Here is a 24,181-nt window from a genome sequence, read left to right on the forward strand (position 1 = left end):
CTTCACTGAGCGGCTTTATCAGTCGTGGAAAGGGAAAGCGAGGAGGTCGTCGCCGCGGACTGAGTGGATTGCGGGCTAACGGTATCTCCCTGCGTTAAATCTTGCACATGATTCGTTGCAATCCTCTCACCGGCTTGCAGCCCTGCAGTGACCTGCCATTGACCTTGTTGCATTTGCCCTAAGGTGATTTCTCGCTGCACCACCTTGTTCTCCTGAGTCACCAAATAGACATAAGGTAAGTTACGACTATCACGTAACACTGCGCGCTGCGGGATCAGTATTCCTCGCTGTACGACACCTTGGGTTAATCTGGCGCGCACAAACATACCAGGCAGCAGGATGGCATCAGGATTAGGAAAAGTCGCTCTAAGGGTGATACTGCCCGTCCCCTCCTCGACTTGAACCTCTGAAAAGTCTAAACGCCCTGTCAGCGGGTATTGGCTACCATCTTCTAAGGTAAGCTTAACCCCAGCGGCATTATCGCCCACTTTTTCGAGCTGCCCACTGGCGAAGGCTCGACGCAGCGCCAGCATATCGCTAGCAGATTCCGTGATATCCACATACATCGGATTTAGCTGGGTGATAGTCGCCAAGGCAGTAGTTTGGTCTGCGGTGACAAGGGCCCCCTGAGTGATCGACGAACGCCCGATACGGCCGGAAATACTGGCCCGGACTTGGGTATAGCCCAAGTTAACCTTCGCGGTATCTCTATCCGCTTTGGCCTGTAAATAGGTAGATTGCGCCGTTTGAAGGTCTTGCTGACTCACCGCTTGGTCGGCCGCTAAGCGTCGGTAACGTTGGTATATGCGTTGACTATCAATAAATTCGGCATTCGCTTTTTCATACGCAGCTTGATAGGTGGCCGGATCAATAAGGTATAGCGGCTCGCCTGCTTTGACCTCCGTCCCCTCTTTAAATAGACGCTTAATAACAACCCCGCCGACTTGTGGACGGACCTCTGCCTGTTGTACTGAGGCAAGGCGTCCGGGGAGATCAGCATTAACCGTTATCGGTTGGGGAGTAAGCGTAAGAACTTCAACGCTAAGGGGGGAAGCAGTCTGTGTAGTCTGCGAAGAATTATCACAGGCGGTAAGAAAAAGCGTGATGCAAAGAAGTGAATACCTGAGTGTCATGATGGCCAGCCCTAAGAATGAGAATATTCATTCTCATTTCAAGTAGGCGATTTCTCAAGTCAACCTAGGGTGATTTTCGAAAACATTACGCTTTGATAATAATACATAAAAAAAACCCGGCTTTCGCCGGGTTCTGTCACTCACTGGAGCATTACTTCTTCAGATTTTCTTCGTTGTGTAGACGCTCAACTTCAGCATGCTGTTGACGAACAGTGTCTTTGATCTCTTCGTCGTGGTTAGTATTAACTTTCTTCACTACCACTTCTTCAACGACATGGGCGGTTTTATTAACGACTGGCTTCTCCGCCAATTCGTCGACCACGACACTTTTATCACTCCAGTCGATGTTCTGGCCTGTTACAGGACGATTGACTGAATTACGTACCACTTCGGCGTGTTGCTCACGAAGGTTGACCTTCTGTGAAACATCTTCAGTCGTTACATAGCGGCGGATACGCGTGGTACCCTCTTTCACCAAACGCTTGCCCACTTCCAGCTCTTCTTTCGCCAGTTGCAGAATTTCATCTTTCGTTTCATTACCAGTCAGGTGAGGACGGGTATCACGTGGCGTCGGTGCAACAGGTGCTGCGGCGGTTTCTGTACCGCGTGCTTTCGCGGGGACATCGACCAGCTGATGACGGTTAAGGATAGCTAATGCTTTAGCATGCTCATCTTCACCGTGTGCAACGACTGTTAACACCGCACCATTTTTGTGAAGAGCTTCGCTGTACAGCTCAGCATGCTCTTCTTCAACATCGTTTCCAAACAGGCGCTTCCAGATACTCGTATCTTTGAAAACGGTGCTGTCACTATCAAGGTCACGACCATGGATCACACTGATATCGCTTTCTTTAAAGTCAGCTTTAATGAGATTACGTTCAGCCGCTTGTGCGTGTTCAACTGTATCAAATAATGTGACGATTTTTTCGCTAGACATATTTTTACCTCATTTATCGGTGGATATTTTTTTTTGAGAAACGGTCTGATACTTAAGCGTTTCTTCGGATTTGAATTCGTTTACACTCTCATGACTCTCTATTCTAATCTCCTCCTTAAGATATATTTTCTTCACTATCTCTATGTGCTCCTCAAAGATGGGAATAATTTTAACCCCATTCTCTTCACGTATTTTAGGAATATCAGAAATATACTGACCAATGGGGACATGTTTTATTTCTGCCTGCCGACTCATTAACTTTTCGTTGATATCGACTTTCTTGGTTTCCGTTTTTCTTTCAACTTGAAATTGACTTTTGACATACTGTTTCTTTTCAATTTCAACTCTTTCTTCCACCAGAGGAATAATCAAATCCTCTGGCTGTTCATTGGGAGTGTTCTTTATTTCTGGTTGTTTATCAGAATTCATCACACTTATTCCCCGATTACTTATTGAGCCGCTTTCACTTGAATCGCTACTCGACGGTTTTGGTCACGACCTTGGGCGGTATCATTGTTTGCTTTTGCATGCTCTGCACCTTGACCATCAATGGTGATCTTGGAGCCGTCAACGCCATGTTGGGTTAACCAATCTTTAATCGCGTTAGCACGTTGGCCCGAAAGAGGTTGGTTAATAGCTTCAGTGCCCGTGCTATCCGTAAAACCACGTACCACGATATTATGGTCTGGATGTTGACTAATTAGGGTCGCCACTTGATTTAAAGACTGCTCATCGGTAATTGACGGTGTCGCATTGCCGGTAGCGAAGCTCACTTGGTCTAAATCGATCCATTGGCTATCGTCGTTTCCTTCGCCTGCAAAGTAATGTTGCAGGGCAGTTAACGCATTGTCACTGTCGGCAGCAGGTGCTGCAGGTGGCGTAGACTGATCCGTAGCCGCTGGTTGTTCTGCAGGTTGAGACATTGCCGACGGAGAGGATGAAGGTGCCGGGGTAGCAGCATTATTATTGCGCTGGGTACTAAACCAAATAGCAAGAATAATGATGATGATGGCTAAAAGTAACCACCAAATTCCTTTGCCTTTCTTCTGCTTAATAATTTGCTGATCAACGACTGGGTCCACAAATTTCTTGTCAGTTTTTTTGTCCATAAATCACCTCAATTAATTCAACTCATCATGTAAAGTTAAAAAATAAATAGTTTTCGTATTCCGTAAACTTAATATTAATCCTAGAACAAGCTTGCATTAGATCAAGAAACAAAAAATTCACTTTGAGGTCTTAGAAATCATAACTCTATGAAATCAATAATAGCTTTCAGTAAAAGATATTTAAAAAAAAATTAAGTTAAGAATTATCTGCATGGTTAAAATATTAGAAAAATTAATCAAAAAATGAAGAAAATGAGGGAGTTATTCTCTGTTAGTGCTCAGCCAGCAGAACTGATATAGTCTGCGCCTTTTAGCGTTCTCATTGAGGAGTACAGATGGCCCCTTTCAACAACGTCTCATCACCATCCAGTGCTTGGGGAGCAATGATAATCTGTGGCACCGTTGCCGGTGCAGGCATGTTTACACTGCCAGTGGTGATGGCAGGTGCTTGGTATAGCTGGTCAGTCTTAATGTTGGTGGTCAGTTGGTTCTGTATGCTGTTATCCGGGTTGCTGTTTATGGAAGTGAGCCTCAACTTTCCACTCGGTGCCGGTTACGATACACTGACCCAAGCACTTACCCCTAAATGGTGGGGAAGGATCAATGGCCTGAGTATTGTCTTTGTGTTGGGTATCCTGACCTACGCTTATATTTCAGCGAGCGGTCCCGTATACCAACAATCCTTAAATACGCTCGGCCTTGGTTTAAATGGCGCTGAAGCCAAGGGATTGCTCACTGCAGTGGTCGGGCTTGTTGTCTGGCTAGGGACTAAAGGGGTAAGTCGGCTTATCACCCTATGCCTGGTGGCTAAGCTTTTGCTGTTCTTTATGCTATTCGGTGGACTCATCCGTCATGTTGACCTCTCACAGCTGCTGACGCCACGAGACCCTCTCCCACATCCTAAAGCCTATTGGCCATTTTTGTTAGCGGTGGTGCCCTTCTGTCTGGCCTCTTTCGGCTTTCACGGCAATATCACCGGCCTAATCAGCTACTACCAAGGTAATGAGCGCAAAGTTAAACGCGCACTGATTGGCGGAACCTTATTTGCGCTCGTAATTTACCTATTCTGGTTAACCTGTACCATGGGCAATATCCCGCGCCAAAACTTTCCGGAAATTAGCCGCCAAGGTGGCGATATACACGCGCTGATCCAAGCAATGCATGACCGAATTCCACAAAAATCCCTTGGGCTGCTACTGGATATCTTTTCGCACTTCGCGGTGATTTGTTCTTTCTTAGGAGTGACTGTCGGACTCTTCGATTTTGTCGCCGATAAGCTTGGTTTTGCTGACAGTAAAACGGGACGCGCAAAAACCGCGCTGATCACCTTTTGTCCACCGTTAATCGCCTCGATCCTATTCCCTCAGGGCTTTTTACTGGCCATCGGTTACGCGGGGCTTCTGGCAACGTTGTGGGCACTCTTTACGCCGGCGCTGCTGGCATGGAACGCCCACTCACGCTTCGCACAGGGCAAACCTCGTCGTCTGCGCCATCAGGTCGCGATAACGCTGGTTGTCGTGTTCGGTTTACTCAATATCGTCGCCTGGGTAGGTAGCCAACTGCAACTTTTTCCTCTATTTTAGGGATATGTGCTCACCGCTGAGCAGAGTGATTGACCCGCACTATACTTATTTGAAATCTGCATTGGGGGTCTATCATGTCTGAACGTTCAGTCGCTTCACTCATCATTGAACAACTTGAAAGAGCTGGTGTGCAACACTGTTATGGCGTTGTCGGCGACACGCTAAATTACATTACCGATGAAATGAGTCGCAGTAGCATAAAGTGGTTACACGTTCGTCACGAAGAGGTTGCAGGCTTTGCTGCTGGAGCTGAAGCCTTAATGGCAGATAGATTAACCGCTTGTGCGGGATCCTGCGGCCCCGGTGGCTTACATTTTATTAACGGTCTGTTTGAAAGCCATCGTAATCGCGCACCGGTTATCCTCCTTGCCAGCCAGATCAGTAGTGAACTGCTTGGTAATGACTTCCCGCAAGAGGTCGACTTCCTTTCCATATACCAAAGTTGCTCGGTATTTTGCGAACAGATCCTCACCGCTGACCAAGCTCCTGCGGTGATCCGGCGTGCTTGCCAAGCAGCGCTCAATCAGCGTGGGGTCGCCGTTGTTGTCGTACCGGTGGATATCAGTAAAGCGAAAACACGCGCCGTCAGCCAAACGATCTGGCAGCCCCAACCTCAATTAATTCCAAATTCTCATGAACTGCAAACGATTGCCGCACTACTGAATAAAGGGAAGCGTGTCGCAATTTATGCTGGCGCGGGTTGTGAGGGAGCACATGATGATTTAGTCGCTTTAGCTGGCAAGATCAAGGCGCCGATCGTCAATACCTCTCGAGGCAAAGATTTTATCGAATACGACAACCCCTATTCTGTTGGAATGACGGGGATCTTTGGCTGCGAGGCAGGATTCGAGGCAATCAAACAATGTGACGTCTTATTACTGCTCGGCGCAGACTTCGCGTGGTCGCAGTTCTACCCAGATAACGCAACCATCATCCAGATAGACCAACAGGCGACGCACTTAGGCCGACGCCATCCCATCGCCTTCGGTGCCGTAGGCCGAGTCAGCGATACCCTCAGCGAACTGCTTCCGCTGATCGACAGCAAGAGTAACGATACGTTTTTTCAGCAGATTGCTAAAGTGCGCGATGAATCCGTTAAGCGTCGCCATAAAGAAGAACAGCGCGCGACCGGCCACCCTATTCATCCACAATATCTGGTAAGCCTACTTAACCAGCATGCAGCCAAAGATGCGCTCTTTACCGCCGATGGCGGGTCAGCAATGGTCTGGCTTTTACGTCATATCGATAGCTTAGGTACCCGCCGGACTCTCGCCAGTCTGCTACATGGCACGATGGCCAACGCAATGCCGCAAGCCATTGGCCTACAAGTCGCTTTTCCTGGACGACAAGTCATTGCCCTCTGTGGAGATGGGGGATTAAGTATGCTTCTGGGCGACCTCTTTACGCTGGTCCAGGAAGAATTACCGGTAAAACTGGTGGTGATCAATAATGGGTCATTAAACTTCGTCGAGCTTGAACAGAAAGTCGAAGGATTACTCGATCATTACACCAAACTGAAAAATGATAACTTTGCCAAAGTTGCCGGTGCCATCGGCCTCTACAGCCAGAAAGTGATAGAAGCCGAAACCTTGGAAGATGCCATAGCACGTTTTCTGGCTCACCCTGGCCCCGCACTGTTAGACGTCCATACCCATCCTAATGAGCTGGTAATGCCGCCTGAAATCTCGTTAACACAAGTGGCCGACACGGCACTGTACGCAACCAAGGCACTGTTCCATGGCCGGTTAGCCGATGTCGCCAGCTTTGTAGGGAGTGAGATAAGTCAGAAGTTCGGTAAATAACACGTCAATTAATTATTTACTTCCCAAAGCGACGCGTTGGGAAGTGTAGTGTATGCTTATAACTTTGATTTATTCGGGGTCTTAATTGCTTAAGGGAAGCCTATGCTGAAAATTAAACGAAAAAAAGTAAAACCTATTGGTCTGAGTGATGTCACCATTATTGACGACAGTCGGCTCAAAAAAGCAATCACTGCCGCCGCCTTAGGCAACGCTATGGAATGGTTTGATTTTGGTGTCTATGGGTATGTCGCCACTGTCTTGGGTAAAGTTTTCTTCCCTCATGCTTCACCGGGGATTCAGATCATCGCCGCTCTCGCCACTTTCTCCGTACCTTTTATCGTTCGCCCGATTGGCGGAATGTTTTTCGGCAGACTGGGCGATAAATATGGTCGACAACAAATTCTTGCCATGACCATTATATTGATGACGCTCAGTACCTTCTGCATTGGCCTGATCCCTTCGTACAACACCATCGGTATCTGGGCACCCGTCTTGCTTTTGATTGCCAAGATGGTACAAGGATTCTCGGTTGGCGGAGAGTATACCGGCGCTTCCATCTTTGTCGCTGAATACTCTCCCGATCGAAAACGCGGATTTATGGGAAGTTGGCTCGACTTCGGTTCGCTAGTCGGCTTTATCTGTGGTGCGGGTGTCGTCGTGCTATTAAACGCAATCTTAGGTCAAGAGACGTTCAATGACTGGGGATGGCGTATTCCGTTCTTCTTGGCGCTGCCTCTCGGCCTTATCGGTCTGTACCTTCGCCACGCCTTAGAAGAGACCCCAGCATTCCAAAAACATGTCGAATCACTGGAAGAGGGATCTAAGCAGGGATTGAGCGAGGGACCTTCCGTTCCATTCAAAGAAGTTGCCCGTAAACACTGGCGTAATCTTGTTTCCTGCATCGGTATCGTCATTACCACCAACGTAGCGTACTACATGCTATTAACCTATGTCCCTAGCTACCTCAGCCACGACTTACACTACTCGGAAAACAGCGGCGTATTTATTATCGTCGTGATCATGATCGCCATGCTCTTTGTGCAACCGATCATGGGGCTGCTGAGTGATAAGTTTGGGCGCCGTCCCTTTATCATTATTGGTAGTGTAGCGATGGTATTATTCTCGATTCCTTCCTTTATGCTGATCACCCAGCATAGTTTAGTGGCGCTATTTTTTGGTCTCCTGATCCAAGCCATTATTCTTAACTGTTTAATTGGTGTAATGGCGTCGACGCTACCCGCTATGTTCCCGACCGAGGTTCGCTATAGCGCACTCGCCAGTACTTACAATATCTCGATTCTGATCGCAGGTATCACCCCAACCCTCACTGCTTGGTTAGTGGAAACGACCGGTAATCTTTATATGCCCGGTTGGTATTTAGTGGTGGTCGGTATTATCGGTGCCATTACCGGAGTTACCATGCGTGAGACGGCTAATAAGCCTTTATACGGTGGAACGCCTGCAGCCTCTTCTTTGGAAGAAGCAAAAGAGCTGCTGCAAGAACACCACGATGGTATTGAGCAGCGAATTGAAGATATTGACCAAGAAATAGAAGAGTTAAAACAAAAACGTCGTAACTTAGTCGATCAACATCCAAAGATTAATCACTAACCCCCCCCCAAACGGCTACGCTACAGTAGCCGTTTTTTCACTTATCATCTCTCCTCAACTCCCACACTCATCCTATTCTATCGATAATAACGATATAACGTTTTAGCGTCTTTAATGACTCGATAGTGGTCATAAAGGCATCTATTGGTAACCGGAGGAGTTATCGTAGAGCGGCATGCAGGGGCTAAAACCATATAATTAAAAGGTGAAAGCTGATTTAGAACACGTTTTGTGACCTTAAGTGTTAATAAAAAATTTGCTCGTTTATTTAGATCAAGTGGTTTCCACACCAGTAAATAAAGAGATTAATAGAATTTTTTTCTTTTATTGGTTGTATATTCGACAAAAAAAGATAATTAGCGACCTATTATTTATTCAGTTAACTATTTTATTATTAATAATGGAATTTTTGATGAGTTAATGACCACTAATGTCGACTTTAATTAGCTCGCTTATTAATTAATTTTATCGTGAATTTGAAGGAAAAATAAAAAAATAATAAATTACGTAGCAATGTCTTATAGATTATAATATTACTTAAAAATCAATAGATTGCTGAAGTTTATATAGTAAAACTCATATTTTTATCGCCGCAAAATAGGCTAAAAAACAACCTAAATACTATCAATAATCGTTTTTACCTATCAATTAAAACACTTCAATAGTCACTCCATTAAGACTAATCTTAGCTCTCTTTTTATAGTAACTCCATATTCGTTGTACAACTTCCCTCTTATTAAATTAACACTGGACTCATAAAATGAAAAAAAATACATTAGCAATGTTAATGCTCACTAGTCTCGGGTTATTTACCGCTAATAGTTTTGCAGCGGGCTATGCATCAGGTTCCTTACAAGTCAAAGTTAATGTGCAAAGTTCATGTGTCGTCAATACGGCCACAGTTGGCGGAACAACCGCAACTGATGCACTGCTTAATTTTGGTAGTGTTAAGAATCTGGTATCAGATGTTACAGCTAATACCAGTACGAGTGGTCAGGGTTTAACCGTTCTTTGTAGTCCCGGAACTGCATGGAGCTTGAATTTCGATGGTGGTTCCCACTTAAGTGGTAGCCAACGCCGTATGCAAAATAGCGATGGGTCTCAAAATTATATTGCTTATAATCTCTATGCAGACTCAGGGTATGCGACCCCCATCCCTGTCAATACAAGTACTACAGATGCGACCGACTCGGCCTACAAAAATAAGACTGGAACGGGTGCAGCACAATCGGTCATTGTCTATGGCAAAATTCCAGCGACGGGTCAGATTCCGGTACCTGGTGATTACGCTGATACCGTAACAGTTAATGTTGTTTTCTAATCTTAGTTAACACACTCATGAGGATTGTATGAAGAAGTACCTTGTTAAATTAAGTTTTCTTGCCCTATTGCTCAGTCAAGGTGCTTTTGCCGGTGCGTTACGTTTATCACCTATTAATATCGCCATAGATGATGATCAACAAGCGACGACATTAACCATTTTTAATCAATCCTCTGAGGCCGAAAATATTCAAATTAGGGCCTTTGCTTGGACGCAAGATAACCAAGGTAACGATCAGCTTTCGGCCACAAATGATGTGGTGGTCAGCCCTTCCGTTATCGCCATCGCCCCAAATGGATCGTTCAATGTAAGGATTGTTCGTCAAACCTCCGGGAAAGTCAGTAATGAACAGGCTTACCGTATCGTGGTTGATGAACTACCGAAACCTAATGATAGCCGCAAAAATAGTGGTAACATCAATATCTTACTGCGTACTTTATTACCGCTTTTTGTGGGGAATGATGAACTATTAAAAACTCAAGATCTAAAAATTGTTAATCATTCAGGGGAATGCCTGTTACAAGTGAATAATAGGGGGCAGCGCCATCTACTGCTTAGCCAAGTCACTGTAACCGATAGCTCGACAGAGCGTCACTATCCGGTAACCACCAATCCTGTAAACGGTTATCTACTGCCTACCGTAACGAAATATTATGAGATTACAGGCTTAACACACTGTAACGATAATAATAAATTACAGATTAACGCCACGATAAATGGTAAGAATTTTAATTATTAACGCTTGTGAAAATCTACCGCTATTTTACTTTACTTGCGTTATTGGAGAGTAGTCAGGTTTATGCTGACTCTCTTTTTGATCTCCCTACAGCATCCGGTCAAGCGCAGAGTAATAATCAACTTTTTTTAATGACTTCAGTTAATCAAGGTGGCTTAAACGACCTGATTGCCTGCAGACTGAATGCGGCGGGTGACATTGAAGTTAAGAATAAAGATCTTAAAAAATTACGAATTACCTTACCTAATTATCAAAATGAGCAGTGGGTCGACTTACGGGGAATTAAAAATCTAACCTATCGTTATGATGCCCCGAATCAAAACCTATTTATCGTCACCGACAGTCAAAACTTATCAACCTACAATTTATCCGCAAATTCGCAAGGTGGTGAGACTGCAGGCGAACTCAGCCCCGCAATTAATGCAATGGTGGTTAATTATACCGCTTTCAATTCAACCACTAACACTAACGGAATGGTTAGCGGTGGAGTAAACCTACTGTATACCACTGGTATGGGCAGTCTTTACTCTAATTCACTGTATAATTTTAGCTATAAGGGAAGTAACGATAATAAGCATATCGTTCGCCTAGACTCGGGATGGCAGTATATCGATAATGAAAAAGTTCGAAATTACCTGATTGGTGATTACGTCTCTAATACGACTGAGTGGTCAAACAGTTTACGTCTCACAGGTATACAAATTTCAAGTGCCTACAGCAAGCGTTCAGATATCATTACGGCCGCCTTACCACAATTTTCCGGAAGCGCCGCCCTTCCCTCATCGCTGGACCTTTATGTTGATCAACAAAAAGTCTATTCAACCAATGTTCCCTCAGGCCCCTTTGATATCAAATCACTACCCTATGTGAATGGCTCCGATGTGAGTTTGGTGACGACTGACACTAATGGTCGACAGGTGAGGACCGAGGCAAAATACTATTTCTCACCGAATATACTGCAACAAGGGTTGAGCGAATATTCATTAGATATCGGTATCCCGCGTTACGATTTTGGCCAATCTTCAAATCACTACGATAATGACGTTATTTTTTCAGCTGGCAGCCTGCGCTATGGCTTAACTGATCGGTTAACTGCAAGCACACATATTGAAAATAGTAGCGATGGACTTAATAACGCTGGGCTAGGGTTAGCAAAAAGTTTTTGGGGTATGGGTGTTATCAATGCGGATATTGCGGGGAGCCAATACAAAAACAGTAAAGGTGGGTTAACCCTAGTTGGGATCGAAAGTCGTTTATCACCGAAGCTTACCGTCAACGCAAGTTACCAAAGAACTTATCAAGACTATTACGACCTTGCACGTGTCTCACAAAAACGTTATCAAGCCTCGACGACAAAGGAGTCGAACATCAATACTGTCAGCCCTTATGCGTCGACTATTGCGCGAGGAGGCTTTAATTACCGTCTATTTTCTGCACTAAATATTTCAACCAATTACAACAGCATTGCTTATCGAAATGATACTTACCGAACGGTATCGTTAAATCTTAGCGGTAATATAACGAGCACAAATAGCTTCTATTTAACCTTAAATAAAAATTTGCGTGACAATCATGATGTGAGTGCCTTTTTGACTTATCAATACCAACCCCGTAATGATATTAACTTAACGTCTAACTATAGCAATAATGCTGGGACGAGTAGTTTACGTCAGCAATTTGATAAGCTATCGACCTCCAGCCAAAATACACTCAATTATGGCGGCTATTACCAGACGGCCAAACACGAGGATAACTTTGGCGGCTATGCGAGTGTCAATACTCGATATAATAACCTCACCTTTGACTTCGCACGCGCTGCACAGAATTATCAAGCAAATGGTTCAGCCACTGGCTCAATCGTTCTGGCAGAGAATTCGCTGTTCTTTGCACAACGTATCGATAATGCATTTACCATTATAAAAAATGCCGGTCCGGGGAGCCATATCATTAATGGCGGTGTGGATTTAGGTGCCACTAATAATCAAGGGGCTTTACTCGTCTCGGGTGTCACTCCTTACGTTAAAAATAATTTCTATATTGACCCCACTCATCTGCCTCTCGATTGGCAACCTGTGAGCACCTCGCAAAGTGTCACCACTAGCTACAATCAAGGAACGTTGGTGGATTTCAAGGTAAGAAAAGTGATGTCTGCCTTAGTTAAGATTGTTGATAGTCAACATCAACCTATCGCACCGGGTTATCAAGTCCAACTGAATCAGGAGTCACCAACTGTCGTGGGTTACGATAGCGAAGTGTACTTAACCGGAATTCAGTCGCACAACAAAGTCTCTATTGATTTATTAGACAAAGGACATTGCGAGTTCACTTTTGCTTACTCAGATAACACTTCGCCTACGCATCCTTTAGGACCTTATCTATGCCATTAATGATAATCCAGAGCGTTTTGAAACGCTTCCTCCGCAACTCTATTTTACTAAGATTGATAATATTGGGTGGGCTCTTTTTATTTTTTATCCCAACGTCGCAGGCCAGTTGTACCGCGACCACCACCAGCTCCTCTCAAGTCTTCAGCTTTACTGCAGCAAATAATACCGCGAATGCCGATATCACTTTTAGTGGAACTATTACTTGTATACAGCCCCAACGAGTCTGCGGATTATTAGGCATTATTTGTATCACTATTAATAACGCAAACGTTAGCCCCTATATTTGCGCAAAAGCTGTATTTAGTGGAATTACCTCAAGTGTCAGTAATCAAGCCCTCGCCTATCAATTGGTTAATCTCAGTGTGGGTGGGGTGACGCGTTCGAGCGCGATGAGCACCGATAATTGGTATGGTCCAGCCAGAACAGTTTATTCGGGCAATTACCAAGTCCCTTATTCCATCACCTTCAGAGTCCCTGCCAATACTAATATACTTAAAGCTTATCCTACGGGGAGTTACCAAGGTTCTTTTCATCTTATGATTGATATGCAAGGTGGGAGCGGAGCTTGCGAGGGGTCTGGCGGTGGAGGCTGGGATTATGCTGATCTGACGATGAATTATACCTTGACCATGCCCAGTTATTGCCAATTAAATACCAGTCCGACATTGGATTTTGGAACAATCAGTGACATTAATACAGCCTCCCAAAATTACGATACGACAAGCGCTGTTTTTTCAGTGTGTAACCTCAACACCCCCTATACTCTCTACCTTGGTAGCGGGAATAATGCGGTATCTGATACGCGAAGGATGACTAATGGCAGTGCGTATATTCCTTATCAACTCTATAAAACTGCCCCCGGGGCCTCGGCAGCGGTGTGGAATGAAGCAGGTGGAACATCAACTGTAGGAGGGAGCGGCGGTGTATCCTTAACCGGCACGGGAAGTGTTCAAGCAACGACTATTTATGGCCGTATCGCAAAAGGAACTGCCATACCCGGAAACCCAGGCACCTATACCGATACCGTTGTGATAACCTTGACGTACTGATAAGTAAATTAACCACCGTTACGCTGCGTAAGGGTGGTCACTCCCTTAAACCACTCTATAGCGCTAATCGGAGATATTATTACTTTCTCTATTAGCCAGCCTTAACGGTTATTACTCTTTTGGTAACATGAGCGTCTAACAAGCGATAAGGTTTCCCCCCTCCATAACACCATGCAATAAAGTAGAAACTCACCGCCTTTAGTGTTATGTTATAACAAAACATAAATAAGGGTTTTACCATGGCATTCACACCTCTGAAAAAAGGGCTAGTGTTAGCTCTACTTTGCACTACCTCCATCTCAGTCTGGGCACATGGCAGTCACAGCCATGTGATGAGCGCAGAAGAGAAAAAGATTTCGCAGGGTGAGTTTAGCGATCTACAAGTGGCTGAACGTCCTCTCTCTGATTGGGATGGCGTCTGGCAATCAGTTTATCCTCTATTACAAAAAGGGGCGCTAGCACCGGTGTTTGCAGCGAAAGCCGCCGCTCAGCATAAATCTGAAAACGAGATTGCTCAGTACTACCAGACCGGTTATCAGACAGATATCGACAGTATTGAAATTGAGAATGGTCAGGTCGACTTTATCCAAGGCCAAAATAAAACCACCTGTCACTACCACAGTGCTGGCTATAAGATCCTAACCTATCCCTCCGGGAAGCGTGGGGTAAGGTATCTGTTCGAATGTCGTGACCCGGCTTCGAAAGCACCGCGCTATCTACAATTTAGCGATCATCGTATCGCGCCACACCATTCTGATCACTTCCACATTTTCCTCGGCAATGACTCACAACAGGCATTGTTCAGCGAACTCCATCATTGGCCGACTTACTTTCCTTACCAGATGATGGAGAAAGAGATCATTGAGGATATGATCCACCATTAAGCTTCTAACCACTTGTCTTGGATTAATTGGCGTTGCTGTGCGGTAACGCCATATTCCTGCTCCAGCCACTGCTCAATCGAAGCGTATCGTTGCTTTATCGCTGTCAAGGCTGCGACAAGCCACGCTTTATCGACCGAGAGCAGTTGTCGAAAGTTAGCCTGTGCTTTTTCGCTTACTCCTGCTGGCCATAGCGCTAACGCCTGCTGGCCAATCTCCTCCAATCGACCATTGGTCGCTAGATAGTCGTCAATAATGACTGATTCTTCACATCCCAAGAGTAAGAGTGTGATCGCACATCCTAGTCCAGTGCGATCTTTACCGACAGCGCAGTGCTGAATAACAGTCTGGGTTTCGGGATGACTGAGGGTGGCGATCAACTGGCGCCACGCCGGATTATTAAAAGGCAATTGTTGATAGAGTTGCGTCATAAAACGATCGACGTCTAATGCTTCAATGGCCTGCGGCGAGAACTCGACCACCTTCGCATCGACGGCTAGGTCCGGCGGATTCGCCGGAATATTCAGGTAAACGGCCGCAGCAACTATCTGGTCGGGTTTTGCCTGTGCTTCATGAATATCACGATAATCCAAAATAGTCACGCCTGCCAACTGAGCTAACTGCTTAGAATCTTGTGCAGTGAGCCGATCCAAGGCGCTGCAGCGGAATAGACAATTTGAGCGAATTTTTCGCCCCTCTTTCGTCATTAAACCGCCTAATTGACGAAAATTAGCGATACTTTGTAACCTGATAGGTTGAGATATCATGGCGTTTTTTTCCTCTAGACCGCAGCCCATGTTAAATAAGAGTATTGAGCGAGTGAGACATCATACTGCTTTATATCTAAGAAAAGATGATCGATATCATGGCGTTACGCAGCGGGTAAAAAAACCATCCTAAAGATAATTTATTCGATGAAACAACCATTAATGAAGGTTATCTCAGGTTTGAATATCAATTACTTGTTGAATTCACGCACAAATTTTTTTTCCATGATCTTCAAATTTATTCAATTTCATCACGTAACTATTCCGCTATATGATTGGTTTTTCAACAGGAGATACAGTGATGACACGACTCACTAAATTTAATCATGCTGTGGATCACCCTAATGCAGGGCGTTTACTCCTTAGGGTATTACTGGGTGGTTTGATGCTATTTCACGGATACTTTAAGCTCATGCATGGTGTATCTTGGATCGCCCCAATCCTTGTGGCCCATCACCTTTCGAGCCTGCTCGCCTATGGGGCTTATATTGGAGAAGTGGTCGCACCACTGTGTATTATTTTCGGCTTCTTCACCCGTGTGGCGGCTCTGGTTTATGCCATCAATATGGTGTTTGCCCTGTTACTGATTGCTGGCGCAAACTTCTGGCACACAACCGATGTAGGGGCTTGGGCGCTGGAAACAGAAGTGCTCTATTTAGTCGGCGGCCTAGTCCTGATGTTGCTTGGCGCAGGGAAATACAGTATCTCTAAAGAGTAATTCGCTAAAGGGGAGGAAACTCACTCCCCCTCACTTCTCGACACACTTCTCTCCCTTGCTTGACATCATTAGACGCCTATAATTAAACCAATCCCCTAGCCTATTGGAGTTAATCATGTCGACCAAGCGTCAAGTACCTGGTATTCATCCCTATAGTGGACCCGCTGGCGGCTGGGGGGCCTTAAAAGCCACGGCGATTGCCGTTAAGACGCAGATGGATACCCTAGTCGCGCCCAAGGCGCTGCTGAATACCAATCAGCCAGATGGTTTCGACTGCCCGGGATGTGCGTGGCCAGATAAGAATCACCACTCGACTTTCCAGTTTTGTGAGAACGGCGCCAAAGCGGTAACATGGGAAGCGACCTCACGTCGTGTCACCGCTGAGTTTCTAAGTAAAACGCCGGTCAGTACCTTGCTGCAACGCAGTGATTACGAATTGGAGGGGTATGGTCGCTTAACCCAACCGCTACGTTATAACGCTGACACAGATACGCTGCAACCCGTCAGTTGGGATCAGGCATTCAGTCTTATAGGTAAGACCTTACAGGGTCTATCGCCTAAACAAGTCGAATTCTATACCTCAGGACGAACCTCTAACGAGGCTGCTTACCTCTACCAGTTAATGATCCGCGAATATGGCTGTAACAACTTCCCTGACTGTTCGAATATGTGTCACGAGGCCACCAGCGTTGGATTACCGCACTCTATTGGTATCGGTAAAGGGACAGTGTCCTTAGAGGATTTCGAAAAAACAGAACTTATCATCTCGATCGGCCATAATCCCGGCACAAACCACCCACGAATGATGGGGACACTGCATGAAGCTGCTCGTCGTAACGTGCCCATTATTGTGTTTAATCCGATGAAAGAGCGTGCCTTAGAGCGCTTCGCTGACCCGCAAAATGTATTAGAGATGGCAACCTATCAATCGACCGATATTGCCTCGTCCTATTACCAAGTTAAAGCGGGGGGCGATGCCGCGGCACTCAAAGGGATCGCTAAAGCCTTACTGGATGCCGAGGCGATCAATCAAGATATCTTGGATCATGCGTTTATCGATGAACATACACTAGGCTTTGAAGAATTTGCGCAGGATTTGCGCGCAACCTCTTGGCAAGCGATAAAACAGGCAAGTGGCCTAAGCGTCGAACAGCTTAGCCGGGTGGCTGAACATTACGCCAATTCCAAGGCCACTATCATCACCTACGGTATGGGAATTACTCAGCATGCGCACGGTACCGAAAACGTACAGTTGATTGCGAGTCTGTTATTGATGCGCGGAAATTTTGGTAAGGCTGGCGCGGGGATCTGCCCATTACGCGGCCACTCAAATGTTCAAGGAAACCGGACGGTGGGGATCTCTGAGAAACCTAACGAGCGTTTTTTGCAGGATCTGGATCATTTCTTCGGCATACGCTCACCGCGCGAACACGGTCACGATGCCACGGCGGCGATGGAAGCGATTATTCGTGGTGAGTCCAAAGCCCTTATCTGTTTGGGCGGAAACTTTGCCGTTGCCCTTCCCGATCCGGAGCACTGTTTCCCAGCACTCAAAGCATTGGAACTGAGTGTCCATATCGCCACCAAACTTAATCGCAGTCATCTGCTGGTGGCGAAAGAAACCCTGATCCTACCTTGTTTAGGGCGCACCGAAATTGACAAGCAAGCCACAGGCCGACAATCGATTACGGTCGAAGACAGTATGTCGATGGTTCATGCCTCCGCCGGTAAGTTAAAACCTGCCTCACCCGCGTTATTATCAGAAATCGCGATAGTGGCCGGAATGGCACAATCCATCTTACCTCACTCTCGGGTCAACTACGCCTATTACGTGGAGGATTATGCCCGTATCCGCGATGCCATAGAGGCCACCATTCCTGGATTTACACAATATAATCAACGTATTGAACAACCGGGAGGATTCCGCATGCCGCTACCGCCCACCCAGCGCCAATGGCCTACGCCCTCTGGCCGAGCGCATTTTATGGTCTATCCCGGACTAAATGAAGACCATGCTCTGACCGAGCAGCGAGTCTTCCGCTTAATCACCTTACGCAGTCATGACCAATATAACACCACGCTTTATGGCTTAGACGATCGCTATCGTGGCGTATTTGGGCGTCGAGACGTGCTATTTATGAATCCAGAGGATATGAGTGAACAAGGACTAGAACACGGTGACATCGTGGATATCGAGACCGCCTTACCCGATTGCCAAGCGAAGATGACGCAGATCACCGTGATCGAATATGCTATCGCCAAAGGTTCTGTAGGAGCCTATTATCCTGAAGCTAACATTCTCATTCCGTTAAGTTACCGTGATCAGCAGAGTGGAACCCCTGCGTATAAATCTTTACCGGTTAAATTAGTCGCTCAGACCACCGAACCCACCTAAACGACTCGCGAGGTGCTCGCCAGCTTCGCTATCGGTAGCGTACTGACCGGGCAAGCCATTGCCGCGACACCAGAGAAAGCAGCCGTTACTCCTCCTGATCCCCATACTCTCAACCAATTCCTGAAAGTTTCTCGCTTATTAACCCGGGCATCACTCGCTTGATACCACCTTAGGTCAGCGTCTATGGGAAGCGCTTAATCAGCATTCGGCGCAATTCTCAGACCAGTATGCGGCCTTAAGCCAGTGGATCGACGAGCATAAACCTGCCGATGTAGAAGCGCTGGATCAGCAACTGCAAGGGCAGCCGCAACATGAGGTGATGATGACTATCATCCGTGGCTGGTATCTTGGTATTGTGGATAACAGCCACCATGCAGAAGTACTCTCTTACCAGAATGCGCTGATGTATCAGGTTCCCCGTGACGGCATGGTCATTCCGACCTATGCGTATAACGGTCCTGACTATTGGACGGCGGATCCCCCCCGGTTGATCGTTTATTAACATTCTAATTTTCTGAGCCGATTTTCTCGTTTCAAAAAAATGTTACCGATAACTAATTCCACCTTTTGGAGTTACTGTGAGAAATTTTTTATCAACTCGCCGTGAAAATTTCAGCAATCTGCCTTGGATTTGGCAGCCTCGCGGGTTTCGCGCAAGCCGCTGAACAATTTCCTGTTCACGCGCCCTCCCCTGAGCAGACACAGCAGAATTTAATTGCTAAAGGTCAATATTTGGCTATCGCCGCCGACTACGCAGCGTGCCATACCGATTCTACTACCAAGCAACCTTTTGCCGGCGGTTACGCGATCCACTCGCCGATGGGCGTCATCTACTCCACCAACATCACGCCGTCGAAGCAGTTTGGCATTGGTTCCTATACCGAGCAACAGTTTGAACAAGCGGTGCGGCACGGTATCCGTGGCGACGGTGCGCATCTCTATCCGGCCATGCCTTATGCTTCTTACTCTGGGTTAACGGATGAGGATATTCATGCGCTTTACTCTTACTTTATGCGGAGTGTTGCGCCGGTCGATACCGAGAATAAAACCACGGCACTGAGCTTCCCGTTTAATATCCGCCAGATGATGATGGGTTGGAACTTACTGTTCCTTAAGTCTGGTGCTTATCAGAATGATGCCTCGCAAAGCGCAGAGTGGAACCGTGGGAAATACCTCGTCGATAATCTTGAGCACTGCGGTGAGTGTCACTCCCCTCGTAACGCGATGATGGCACAGAAACAAGGTGCTGATGCGCTGAGCGGTGCGGCTTTAGGTAGCTGGTATGCCCCTAATCTTACCGCCGATAAACTCAGTGGTCTTGGTAACTGGTCACGGAATCAATTAAAACAGTACCTGCAAACGGGTGATGTTCCAGGTAAAGCACAGGCAGCCGGTCCAATGGCTGAGGCGGTCACCAACAGCCTACAACATCTGCATGATGCCGATATCGAAGCCATCATCACTTATCTGCAAAGCCTACCGGCCCACGCTCAGCCCCATCAGGCCAAGGCGACAGGTGATTTTGGACAAGCCTCCAATGTCGATACCGAAGTACGAGGTACCGCTGGACTCGGAATCGGATTACCGCAAGAGATGAGTGGAAAAGCGCTCTACGACAGTGCGTGTGCAAGCTGCCACCAGCCAGATGGACAAGGTACTCCTGACCATTTCTATCCTTCGCTATCACACAATACCGCTACCGGTGGTAATACGCTGAATAACTTGGTCTCTGCCATCCTGTTTGGTGTTCAGCGTGAAGTGAAAGGCAAAGAAGTGTTAATGCCAAGCTTTGGTCCTGATTCACCGGTGCAAGCCCTGAGCGATAAGCAAATTGCCAGCCTGAGTAATTATATTTTCCAACAATACGGTAATCCCGATTTACAGGTGACTCCTGAACAGGTAACGGCGTTACGTCAAGGAGGGGCACAACCTCTACTCGCACGCGTTGCTGGACCCGCTACCCTCGGTGGAGCGGTCTTGGTGGTATTAATTATTGTATTACTGGTTATCCGCCGTTCGCGTAAAAAGTCTCGTGGATAAACCATTCGAATTCGCAGTGAGAGGGTGTTATGTCAGAACAATATAGTGCAGATGTCGTGGTAGTGGGCGCAGGGATCTGCGCCGGTACCGTGGCCAAAGAGTTAGCGGAAGCCGGTCTATCCGTATTAGTCCTCGAAGCCGGTCCGCGTTGGGAACGTGGGGAAGTGGTCGAAAACTGGCGTAATATGCCACCGGTGAACAAGTCAGAGTCTGACTATGCGACACCGTACCCCGCCCAGCCTTGGGCGGTGCATCCACAATTGAACCCGTACAACGAGTATCCTGAAGTCTCAGAGCCTGATGCGAGCGCCTTTCGTCAAGGGATGATCAAAGGCATCGGCGGAACGACCTGGCACTGGGCAGCTTCTTGCTGGCGCTTCCTGCCTGCCGATCTACAATTACACAGTACTTACGGCGTAGGCCGCGATTGGGCGGTTACCTATGATGAGCTAGAAGAGTATTTCCTAATTGGGGTGAATGGCCCCAACGATACCTCGTTAAAGTACGTTGCCCCCCTTAAGAAGCCTTTCCCGATGGAGCCGATGCCATACGGTCCTGCTGATCGCCGCTTCACCGAAGTGGTTGCGCAAGCGGGTTATATCAATACTCCGGTGCCTCAGGGACGTAACAGCCGTCCTTACGATGGCCGCCCGCAGTGCTGCGGTAACAACAACTGCATGCCCATCTGCCCAATCGGCGCCATGTATAATGGTATCCATAGTGTGGTGAAGGCCGAGAACGCTGGCGCGAAGTTTATTCCTAATGCCGTGGTCTATCGTATCGATACCGATAAAGATAATAACATCACTGCCATGCACTATTACGATCCGGATACAGTGTCGCATACCGTCACCGCGAAGACGTTTGTACTCGCCGGTAACGGTATTGAAACACCGAAACTTCTGCTACTGGCGGCCAACGATCGTAACCCGAACGGTATCGCTAACAGCTCCGACCAAGTCGGCCGTAACATGATGGATCACCCAGGGATCTTGATGAGCTTCCAAGCGTCAGAACCGATCTGGACCGGTGGCGGATCCGTCCAAATGAGCTCGATCACCAACTTCCGTGATGGCGATTTCCGACGTGATCACTCCGCGATCCAAATTGGAATGAACAATACCTCGCAAAACCACAAAGCCGGGGTTAAAGCGCTACAAATGGGATTAGTCGGTAAGAAGTTGGATGAAGAGATCCGTCGTGCCGCCTGTGGAATGGATATTTACGTGAACCATGATGTCTTGGCTCACCCCGATAACCGCCTGACCCTGAGTACAGAGCGCAAAGATAAGTTAGGTATCCCTTTCCCACATGTAACCTATGATGTCGGGGATTATGTGCGTCGTTCCGCTGTGCACTCTCGTCAACACCTGATGAACATTGCGAAATTGTTTGGCGCAACCGAGATTGAGATGACCCCTTGGTTTAACCCTAATAACCATATTATGGGCGGCACCATCATGGGGCATGATCCAAAAGATTCGGTCGTCGATAAATGGATGCGTACCCACGACCATAAAAATCTCTATATCGCGTCAGGTGGCGCAATGGCCGCAGCAGGAACCGTCAACTCAACCCTGAGTATGGTGGCCCTCTCGTTACGTGCTTGCGACAGCATCAAGAAAGAGATGCTGCACGCGTAAGCCACACTACCGCCCCGACTAGGGCGGTAGTGTGTTATCCGAGGTGTTCGCCGGTTGTCATCTTCTGTGGCAAACAGGTCAACAGTACACAGGCAGTAATAAAGGCCGAAAAAATAGCGATCACTGCCACCGAATATTCAGGCGCATAGACCGACGCTAATGTGCTGCAAAAGATTGAGAATCCCCAGCTGATTAAGAGTGCGTTTGGCGCAAAACGCCCCCGCCCCACCACACTCCAAGCAATCATCGCTCCGCCAATCCCTGGTACGACAATACCCAGTAAGCTTAACCAACTGACAAGAAACCCGGTGATCCCCGCCAAGGCTAACCCGGTCCCTACCGCGCCAAGAATAACGGCCAAACGTTGGAAAGGCAGATTAAATAAGCTTCCCCAGCCCGCTGCGGCATTATAGAGGCCGTGAGTCGCCACCGAGGCACAGTTGATCACAAAGAACAGCGCCGCAAACAGCGTATAGCCTGGGCCGAGTTGATTGAGTAGCTGCGCAAAATTACCGTCTTTAGCGGTCAGGCTGGCTGCCACAATCCCTCCCAATAGCATGGGGATCGTATTAGCGATAGGAAACGCCGATAATGAGGCAATCACTGCTTGGGTCGGACTTTTCGACCAGCGAGTGAAATCGGCGGTCAAAGTTCCTGAATCGATAAAAACCGAAATGGCGAGCGTCACCCCTACCCCTAGAGCCAAGGATGTCGAATGACTGGGTTGATAGGCGACGATTTCAGCGAGCGTATGGTGCTGAAAGTTAAGTCCCAAACTGACCGCTCCCATGAAGACAAATAATACTATTGAGAGGATACTGAGGGGTTTCAGCATTCGTAATCCCGCCGTAGCGAGCAAGGTGAAGAGTCCACCCATTAGTAATATGGCGACTGGCTGCGAGAGGCCGAGTACCTTAAAAACCGATTCTCCCGCCAGTCCCGTCTGGACGGCAAACCAGCCAACAACGAGTCCTGATAAGAAGAACGTAATGAGCTTACCACCCCACTCACCAAAAAGTTGTCGACAACTGAGGCCAAAACTTTTCCCCTCTTTCGCGGCAAAGGCGCTGAGTAACGCCACATAACCGGCAAGAAGCAGATTGCCGATAAGAATAGCTAACATGCCCCGTCGAAAGCCGAGTCCGTTAATGATTTGTGCCCCGACAAATGCCCCAACCATCACCATTGTAAAACCGGACCAGATGATGGAAATCGACAAAAGGCTTCTACGGGCGACAATGGGGACGGCTTGGTGCTCATATTCCTGAAACGTTTTAGTCATCTTCTCTTCTCCACACTTCAACGATAGAAAGAAGAAAAGCAATAATCATGCCGCGATCCCTTGGTTGATCTACCGCTGACCACGTTAGCGCGGCCACCAGCATCGCTTCCAATCCCACCTGCAACGTGCCAATCGTCAGGACCGCACTATCAAGAGGAGAGGTTTCTCTCAAGATGATGGTCTGTAAGCGTACGGCAGAATGAGCCGCCATTATCACTGGATCAATTGCACTCTGTGGCATCAAACCGTGCGCCTCGCGGCCATGGAAGGTAACGCTATCGCCTGCGTTAACATAGCCCCTGCACGATATCCAATAGACCCGGCCTTACCTACCATCACATGCTGTCACAGAATAATATCTGGCTTAGGCAAATGTTCCATCGCCTCAATCATTGTCAAGGCCCCTTTGCCGATCGCTTCGCCTGGCTGGAACACGAGTATTCATTAACGCTCGATACTTAGCGAAGGTTTCCGCGGCACCAGTTAACCAGACAACGTGCATAGCATGATCACACATATGGGAGACGGGGTTGGCGTTTCATCCTCAAGTTTCCCCACCGCTTGACTCGCATAGGGTAGGCCCGTCTTTTTTGCCACCGGCAAGGCATCCATATCGGTACGTATCATGACGACCGGTCCCTTACCGTTCTCTAATAGCGCCACAATACCGGTTACCCCCACCTTTTCGTCACTTGATATCCGCAGTGTTATGGTTTTATGGTTTTTTGGCGACAAGCGTGACGGTTCTCACTTCTTGCATCGATAGCTCGGGATGCTGGTGAAGATG

General features: G+C 47.2%; 21 protein-coding genes and 1 pseudogene. 14 read left to right on the plus strand and 8 right to left on the minus strand.

Annotated features, from left to right (window positions below; translation table 11 throughout):
• Positions 1-2: 2 nt before the first annotated feature.
• The 4 genes from MKR94_RS05975 to MKR94_RS05990 form a co-directional block, all read right to left on the minus strand.
• A complete protein-coding gene (locus MKR94_RS05975; RefSeq protein WP_241646115.1) occupies positions 3-1,133 on the minus strand; it encodes an efflux RND transporter periplasmic adaptor subunit in 1,131 nt (376 codons plus the stop codon).
• Positions 1,134-1,284: 151 nt separating this feature from the next.
• Positions 1,285-2,070, minus strand: coding sequence for a YsnF/AvaK domain-containing protein (locus MKR94_RS05980; protein WP_241646116.1), 786 nt, complete (start codon positions 2,068-2,070; stop codon positions 1,285-1,287).
• Positions 2,071-2,079: 9 nt separating this feature from the next.
• Positions 2,080-2,499 carry a DUF2382 domain-containing protein gene (locus MKR94_RS05985; RefSeq protein ID WP_241646117.1) on the minus strand — a complete coding sequence of 140 codons (420 nt, stop codon included), beginning with the start codon at positions 2,497-2,499 and terminating at the stop codon, positions 2,080-2,082.
• Between the two features lie 20 nt (positions 2,500-2,519).
• The gene (locus tag MKR94_RS05990) at positions 2,520-3,179 is read right to left on the minus strand and encodes an OmpA family protein (protein ID WP_241646118.1); all 660 of its coding nucleotides are present in this window, start codon (positions 3,177-3,179) and stop codon (positions 2,520-2,522) included.
• A 335-nt stretch (positions 3,180-3,514) separates the two neighbouring features.
• Between MKR94_RS05990 and MKR94_RS05995 the strand changes: the two genes are divergently transcribed.
• From MKR94_RS05995 to MKR94_RS06030, 8 genes are all read left to right on the plus strand, one after another.
• Positions 3,515-4,762, plus strand: coding sequence for an aromatic amino acid transporter (locus MKR94_RS05995; protein WP_241646119.1), 1,248 nt, complete (start codon positions 3,515-3,517; stop codon positions 4,760-4,762).
• Positions 4,763-4,836: 74 nt separating this feature from the next.
• Positions 4,837-6,564, plus strand: coding sequence for a thiamine pyrophosphate-dependent enzyme (locus tag MKR94_RS06000; RefSeq protein WP_241646120.1), 1,728 nt, complete (start codon positions 4,837-4,839; stop codon positions 6,562-6,564).
• A 105-nt stretch (positions 6,565-6,669) separates the two neighbouring features.
• Entirely contained in the window at positions 6,670-8,175 is a 1,506-nt protein-coding gene (gene proP / locus MKR94_RS06005; protein ID WP_241646224.1) for a glycine betaine/L-proline transporter ProP, read from the plus strand.
• Between the two features lie 787 nt (positions 8,176-8,962).
• Entirely contained in the window at positions 8,963-9,496 is a 534-nt protein-coding gene (locus tag MKR94_RS06010; protein WP_241646121.1) for a Csu type fimbrial protein, read from the plus strand.
• A 28-nt stretch (positions 9,497-9,524) separates the two neighbouring features.
• Complete coding sequence (locus tag MKR94_RS06015; protein WP_241646122.1) at positions 9,525-10,235, plus strand: fimbrial biogenesis chaperone; 711 nt, start codon at positions 9,525-9,527, stop codon at positions 10,233-10,235.
• Positions 10,236-10,240: 5 nt separating this feature from the next.
• A complete protein-coding gene (locus MKR94_RS06020) occupies positions 10,241-12,619 on the plus strand; it encodes a fimbria/pilus outer membrane usher protein (RefSeq protein WP_241646123.1) in 2,379 nt (792 codons plus the stop codon).
• Between the two features lie 62 nt (positions 12,620-12,681).
• Positions 12,682-13,668 carry a Csu type fimbrial protein gene (locus tag MKR94_RS06025; protein WP_241646124.1) on the plus strand — a complete coding sequence of 329 codons (987 nt, stop codon included), beginning with the start codon at positions 12,682-12,684 and terminating at the stop codon, positions 13,666-13,668.
• Between the two features lie 239 nt (positions 13,669-13,907).
• Positions 13,908-14,552, plus strand: coding sequence for a ZinT family metal-binding protein (locus MKR94_RS06030; RefSeq protein ID WP_241646125.1), 645 nt, complete (start codon positions 13,908-13,910; stop codon positions 14,550-14,552).
• On the opposite strand, the gene MKR94_RS06035 is transcribed toward MKR94_RS06030, so the two are convergent.
• Positions 14,549-15,316: a tyrosine-protein phosphatase gene (locus MKR94_RS06035; protein WP_241646126.1), complete on the minus strand. Its 768-nt coding sequence runs from the start codon at positions 15,314-15,316 to the stop codon at positions 14,549-14,551. The two genes, MKR94_RS06030 and MKR94_RS06035, sit on opposite strands and share 4 nt — an antisense overlap.
• A gap of 301 nt (positions 15,317-15,617) precedes the next feature.
• On the opposite strand from MKR94_RS06035, the gene MKR94_RS06040 reads away from it, so the two are divergent.
• The 6 genes and pseudogenes from MKR94_RS06040 to MKR94_RS06065 all read left to right on the plus strand — a co-directional run bounded on the left by MKR94_RS06040 (position 15,618) and on the right by MKR94_RS06065 (position 22,112).
• Entirely contained in the window at positions 15,618-16,034 is a 417-nt protein-coding gene (locus MKR94_RS06040) for a DoxX family protein (protein WP_241646127.1), read from the plus strand.
• A 112-nt stretch (positions 16,035-16,146) separates the two neighbouring features.
• The gene (locus MKR94_RS06045) at positions 16,147-18,429 is read left to right on the plus strand and encodes an FdhF/YdeP family oxidoreductase (protein WP_241646225.1); all 2,283 of its coding nucleotides are present in this window, start codon (positions 16,147-16,149) and stop codon (positions 18,427-18,429) included.
• Positions 18,430-18,441: 12 nt separating this feature from the next.
• Positions 18,442-18,591 (plus strand): hypothetical protein, encoded by a 150-nt coding sequence (locus MKR94_RS06050; RefSeq protein WP_241646128.1) that lies wholly within the window; start codon positions 18,442-18,444, stop codon positions 18,589-18,591.
• 43 nt (positions 18,592-18,634) lie between these two features.
• A pseudogene (locus MKR94_RS06055) lies at positions 18,635-18,931 on the plus strand (sugar dehydrogenase complex small subunit); the annotation flags it as partial.
• Positions 18,932-19,032: 101 nt separating this feature from the next.
• Positions 19,033-20,469 (plus strand): c-type cytochrome, encoded by a 1,437-nt coding sequence (locus MKR94_RS06060; RefSeq protein ID WP_241646129.1) that lies wholly within the window; start codon positions 19,033-19,035, stop codon positions 20,467-20,469.
• Positions 20,470-20,498: 29 nt separating this feature from the next.
• Positions 20,499-22,112: a GMC family oxidoreductase gene (locus MKR94_RS06065; protein WP_241646130.1), complete on the plus strand. Its 1,614-nt coding sequence runs from the start codon at positions 20,499-20,501 to the stop codon at positions 22,110-22,112.
• Positions 22,113-22,146: 34 nt separating this feature from the next.
• Here the strand turns inward: MKR94_RS06065 and MKR94_RS06070 are convergent, their stop codons facing one another.
• From MKR94_RS06070 to MKR94_RS06080, 3 genes are all read right to left on the minus strand, one after another.
• On the minus strand, positions 22,147-23,394 hold the full coding sequence (locus tag MKR94_RS06070) for a purine-cytosine permease family protein (RefSeq protein ID WP_241646131.1): 1,248 nt from the start codon (positions 23,392-23,394) through the stop codon (positions 22,147-22,149).
• Positions 23,387-23,635 (minus strand): hypothetical protein, encoded by a 249-nt coding sequence (locus MKR94_RS06075; protein WP_241646132.1) that lies wholly within the window; start codon positions 23,633-23,635, stop codon positions 23,387-23,389. The genes MKR94_RS06070 and MKR94_RS06075 overlap by 8 nt, the downstream gene beginning before the upstream one ends.
• A gap of 242 nt (positions 23,636-23,877) precedes the next feature.
• Positions 23,878-24,129: a hypothetical protein gene (locus tag MKR94_RS06080; protein WP_241646133.1), complete on the minus strand. Its 252-nt coding sequence runs from the start codon at positions 24,127-24,129 to the stop codon at positions 23,878-23,880.
• Between the last annotated feature and the right edge of the window lie 52 nt (positions 24,130-24,181).

Origin of the sequence: Rosenbergiella metrosideri, assembly GCF_022602565.1 — a bacterium.
In the GTDB taxonomy this organism is placed as follows: Bacteria; Pseudomonadota; Gammaproteobacteria; order Enterobacterales; family Enterobacteriaceae; genus Rosenbergiella; species Rosenbergiella metrosideri.

Bases quoted from the DNA above. Each gene is read 5' to 3' on its own strand.
- MKR94_RS06030 (WP_241646125.1), top strand. From the start codon at position 13,908: ATGGCATTCACACCTCTGAAAAAAGGGCTAGTGTTAGCTCTACTTTGC.
- MKR94_RS05975 (WP_241646115.1), bottom strand. From the start codon at position 1,133: ATGACACTCAGGTATTCACTTCTTTGCATCACGCTTTTTCTTACCGCC.
- MKR94_RS05990 (WP_241646118.1), bottom strand. From the start codon at position 3,179: ATGGACAAAAAAACTGACAAGAAATTTGTGGACCCAGTCGTTGATCAG.
- MKR94_RS06035 (WP_241646126.1), bottom strand. From the start codon at position 15,316: ATGATATCTCAACCTATCAGGTTACAAAGTATCGCTAATTTTCGTCAA.
- MKR94_RS06015 (WP_241646122.1), top strand. From the start codon at position 9,525: ATGAAGAAGTACCTTGTTAAATTAAGTTTTCTTGCCCTATTGCTCAGT.
- MKR94_RS05995 (WP_241646119.1), top strand. From the start codon at position 3,515: ATGGCCCCTTTCAACAACGTCTCATCACCATCCAGTGCTTGGGGAGCA.
- MKR94_RS06010 (WP_241646121.1), top strand. From the start codon at position 8,963: ATGCTCACTAGTCTCGGGTTATTTACCGCTAATAGTTTTGCAGCGGGC.
- MKR94_RS06075 (WP_241646132.1), bottom strand. From the start codon at position 23,635: ATGCCACAGAGTGCAATTGATCCAGTGATAATGGCGGCTCATTCTGCC.
- MKR94_RS05985 (WP_241646117.1), bottom strand. From the start codon at position 2,499: ATGAATTCTGATAAACAACCAGAAATAAAGAACACTCCCAATGAACAG.
- MKR94_RS06040 (WP_241646127.1), top strand. From the start codon at position 15,618: ATGACACGACTCACTAAATTTAATCATGCTGTGGATCACCCTAATGCA.
- MKR94_RS06065 (WP_241646130.1), top strand. From the start codon at position 20,499: ATGTCAGAACAATATAGTGCAGATGTCGTGGTAGTGGGCGCAGGGATC.
- MKR94_RS06070 (WP_241646131.1), bottom strand. From the start codon at position 23,394: ATGACTAAAACGTTTCAGGAATATGAGCACCAAGCCGTCCCCATTGTC.
- MKR94_RS05980 (WP_241646116.1), bottom strand. From the start codon at position 2,070: ATGTCTAGCGAAAAAATCGTCACATTATTTGATACAGTTGAACACGCA.
- MKR94_RS06000 (WP_241646120.1), top strand. From the start codon at position 4,837: ATGTCTGAACGTTCAGTCGCTTCACTCATCATTGAACAACTTGAAAGA.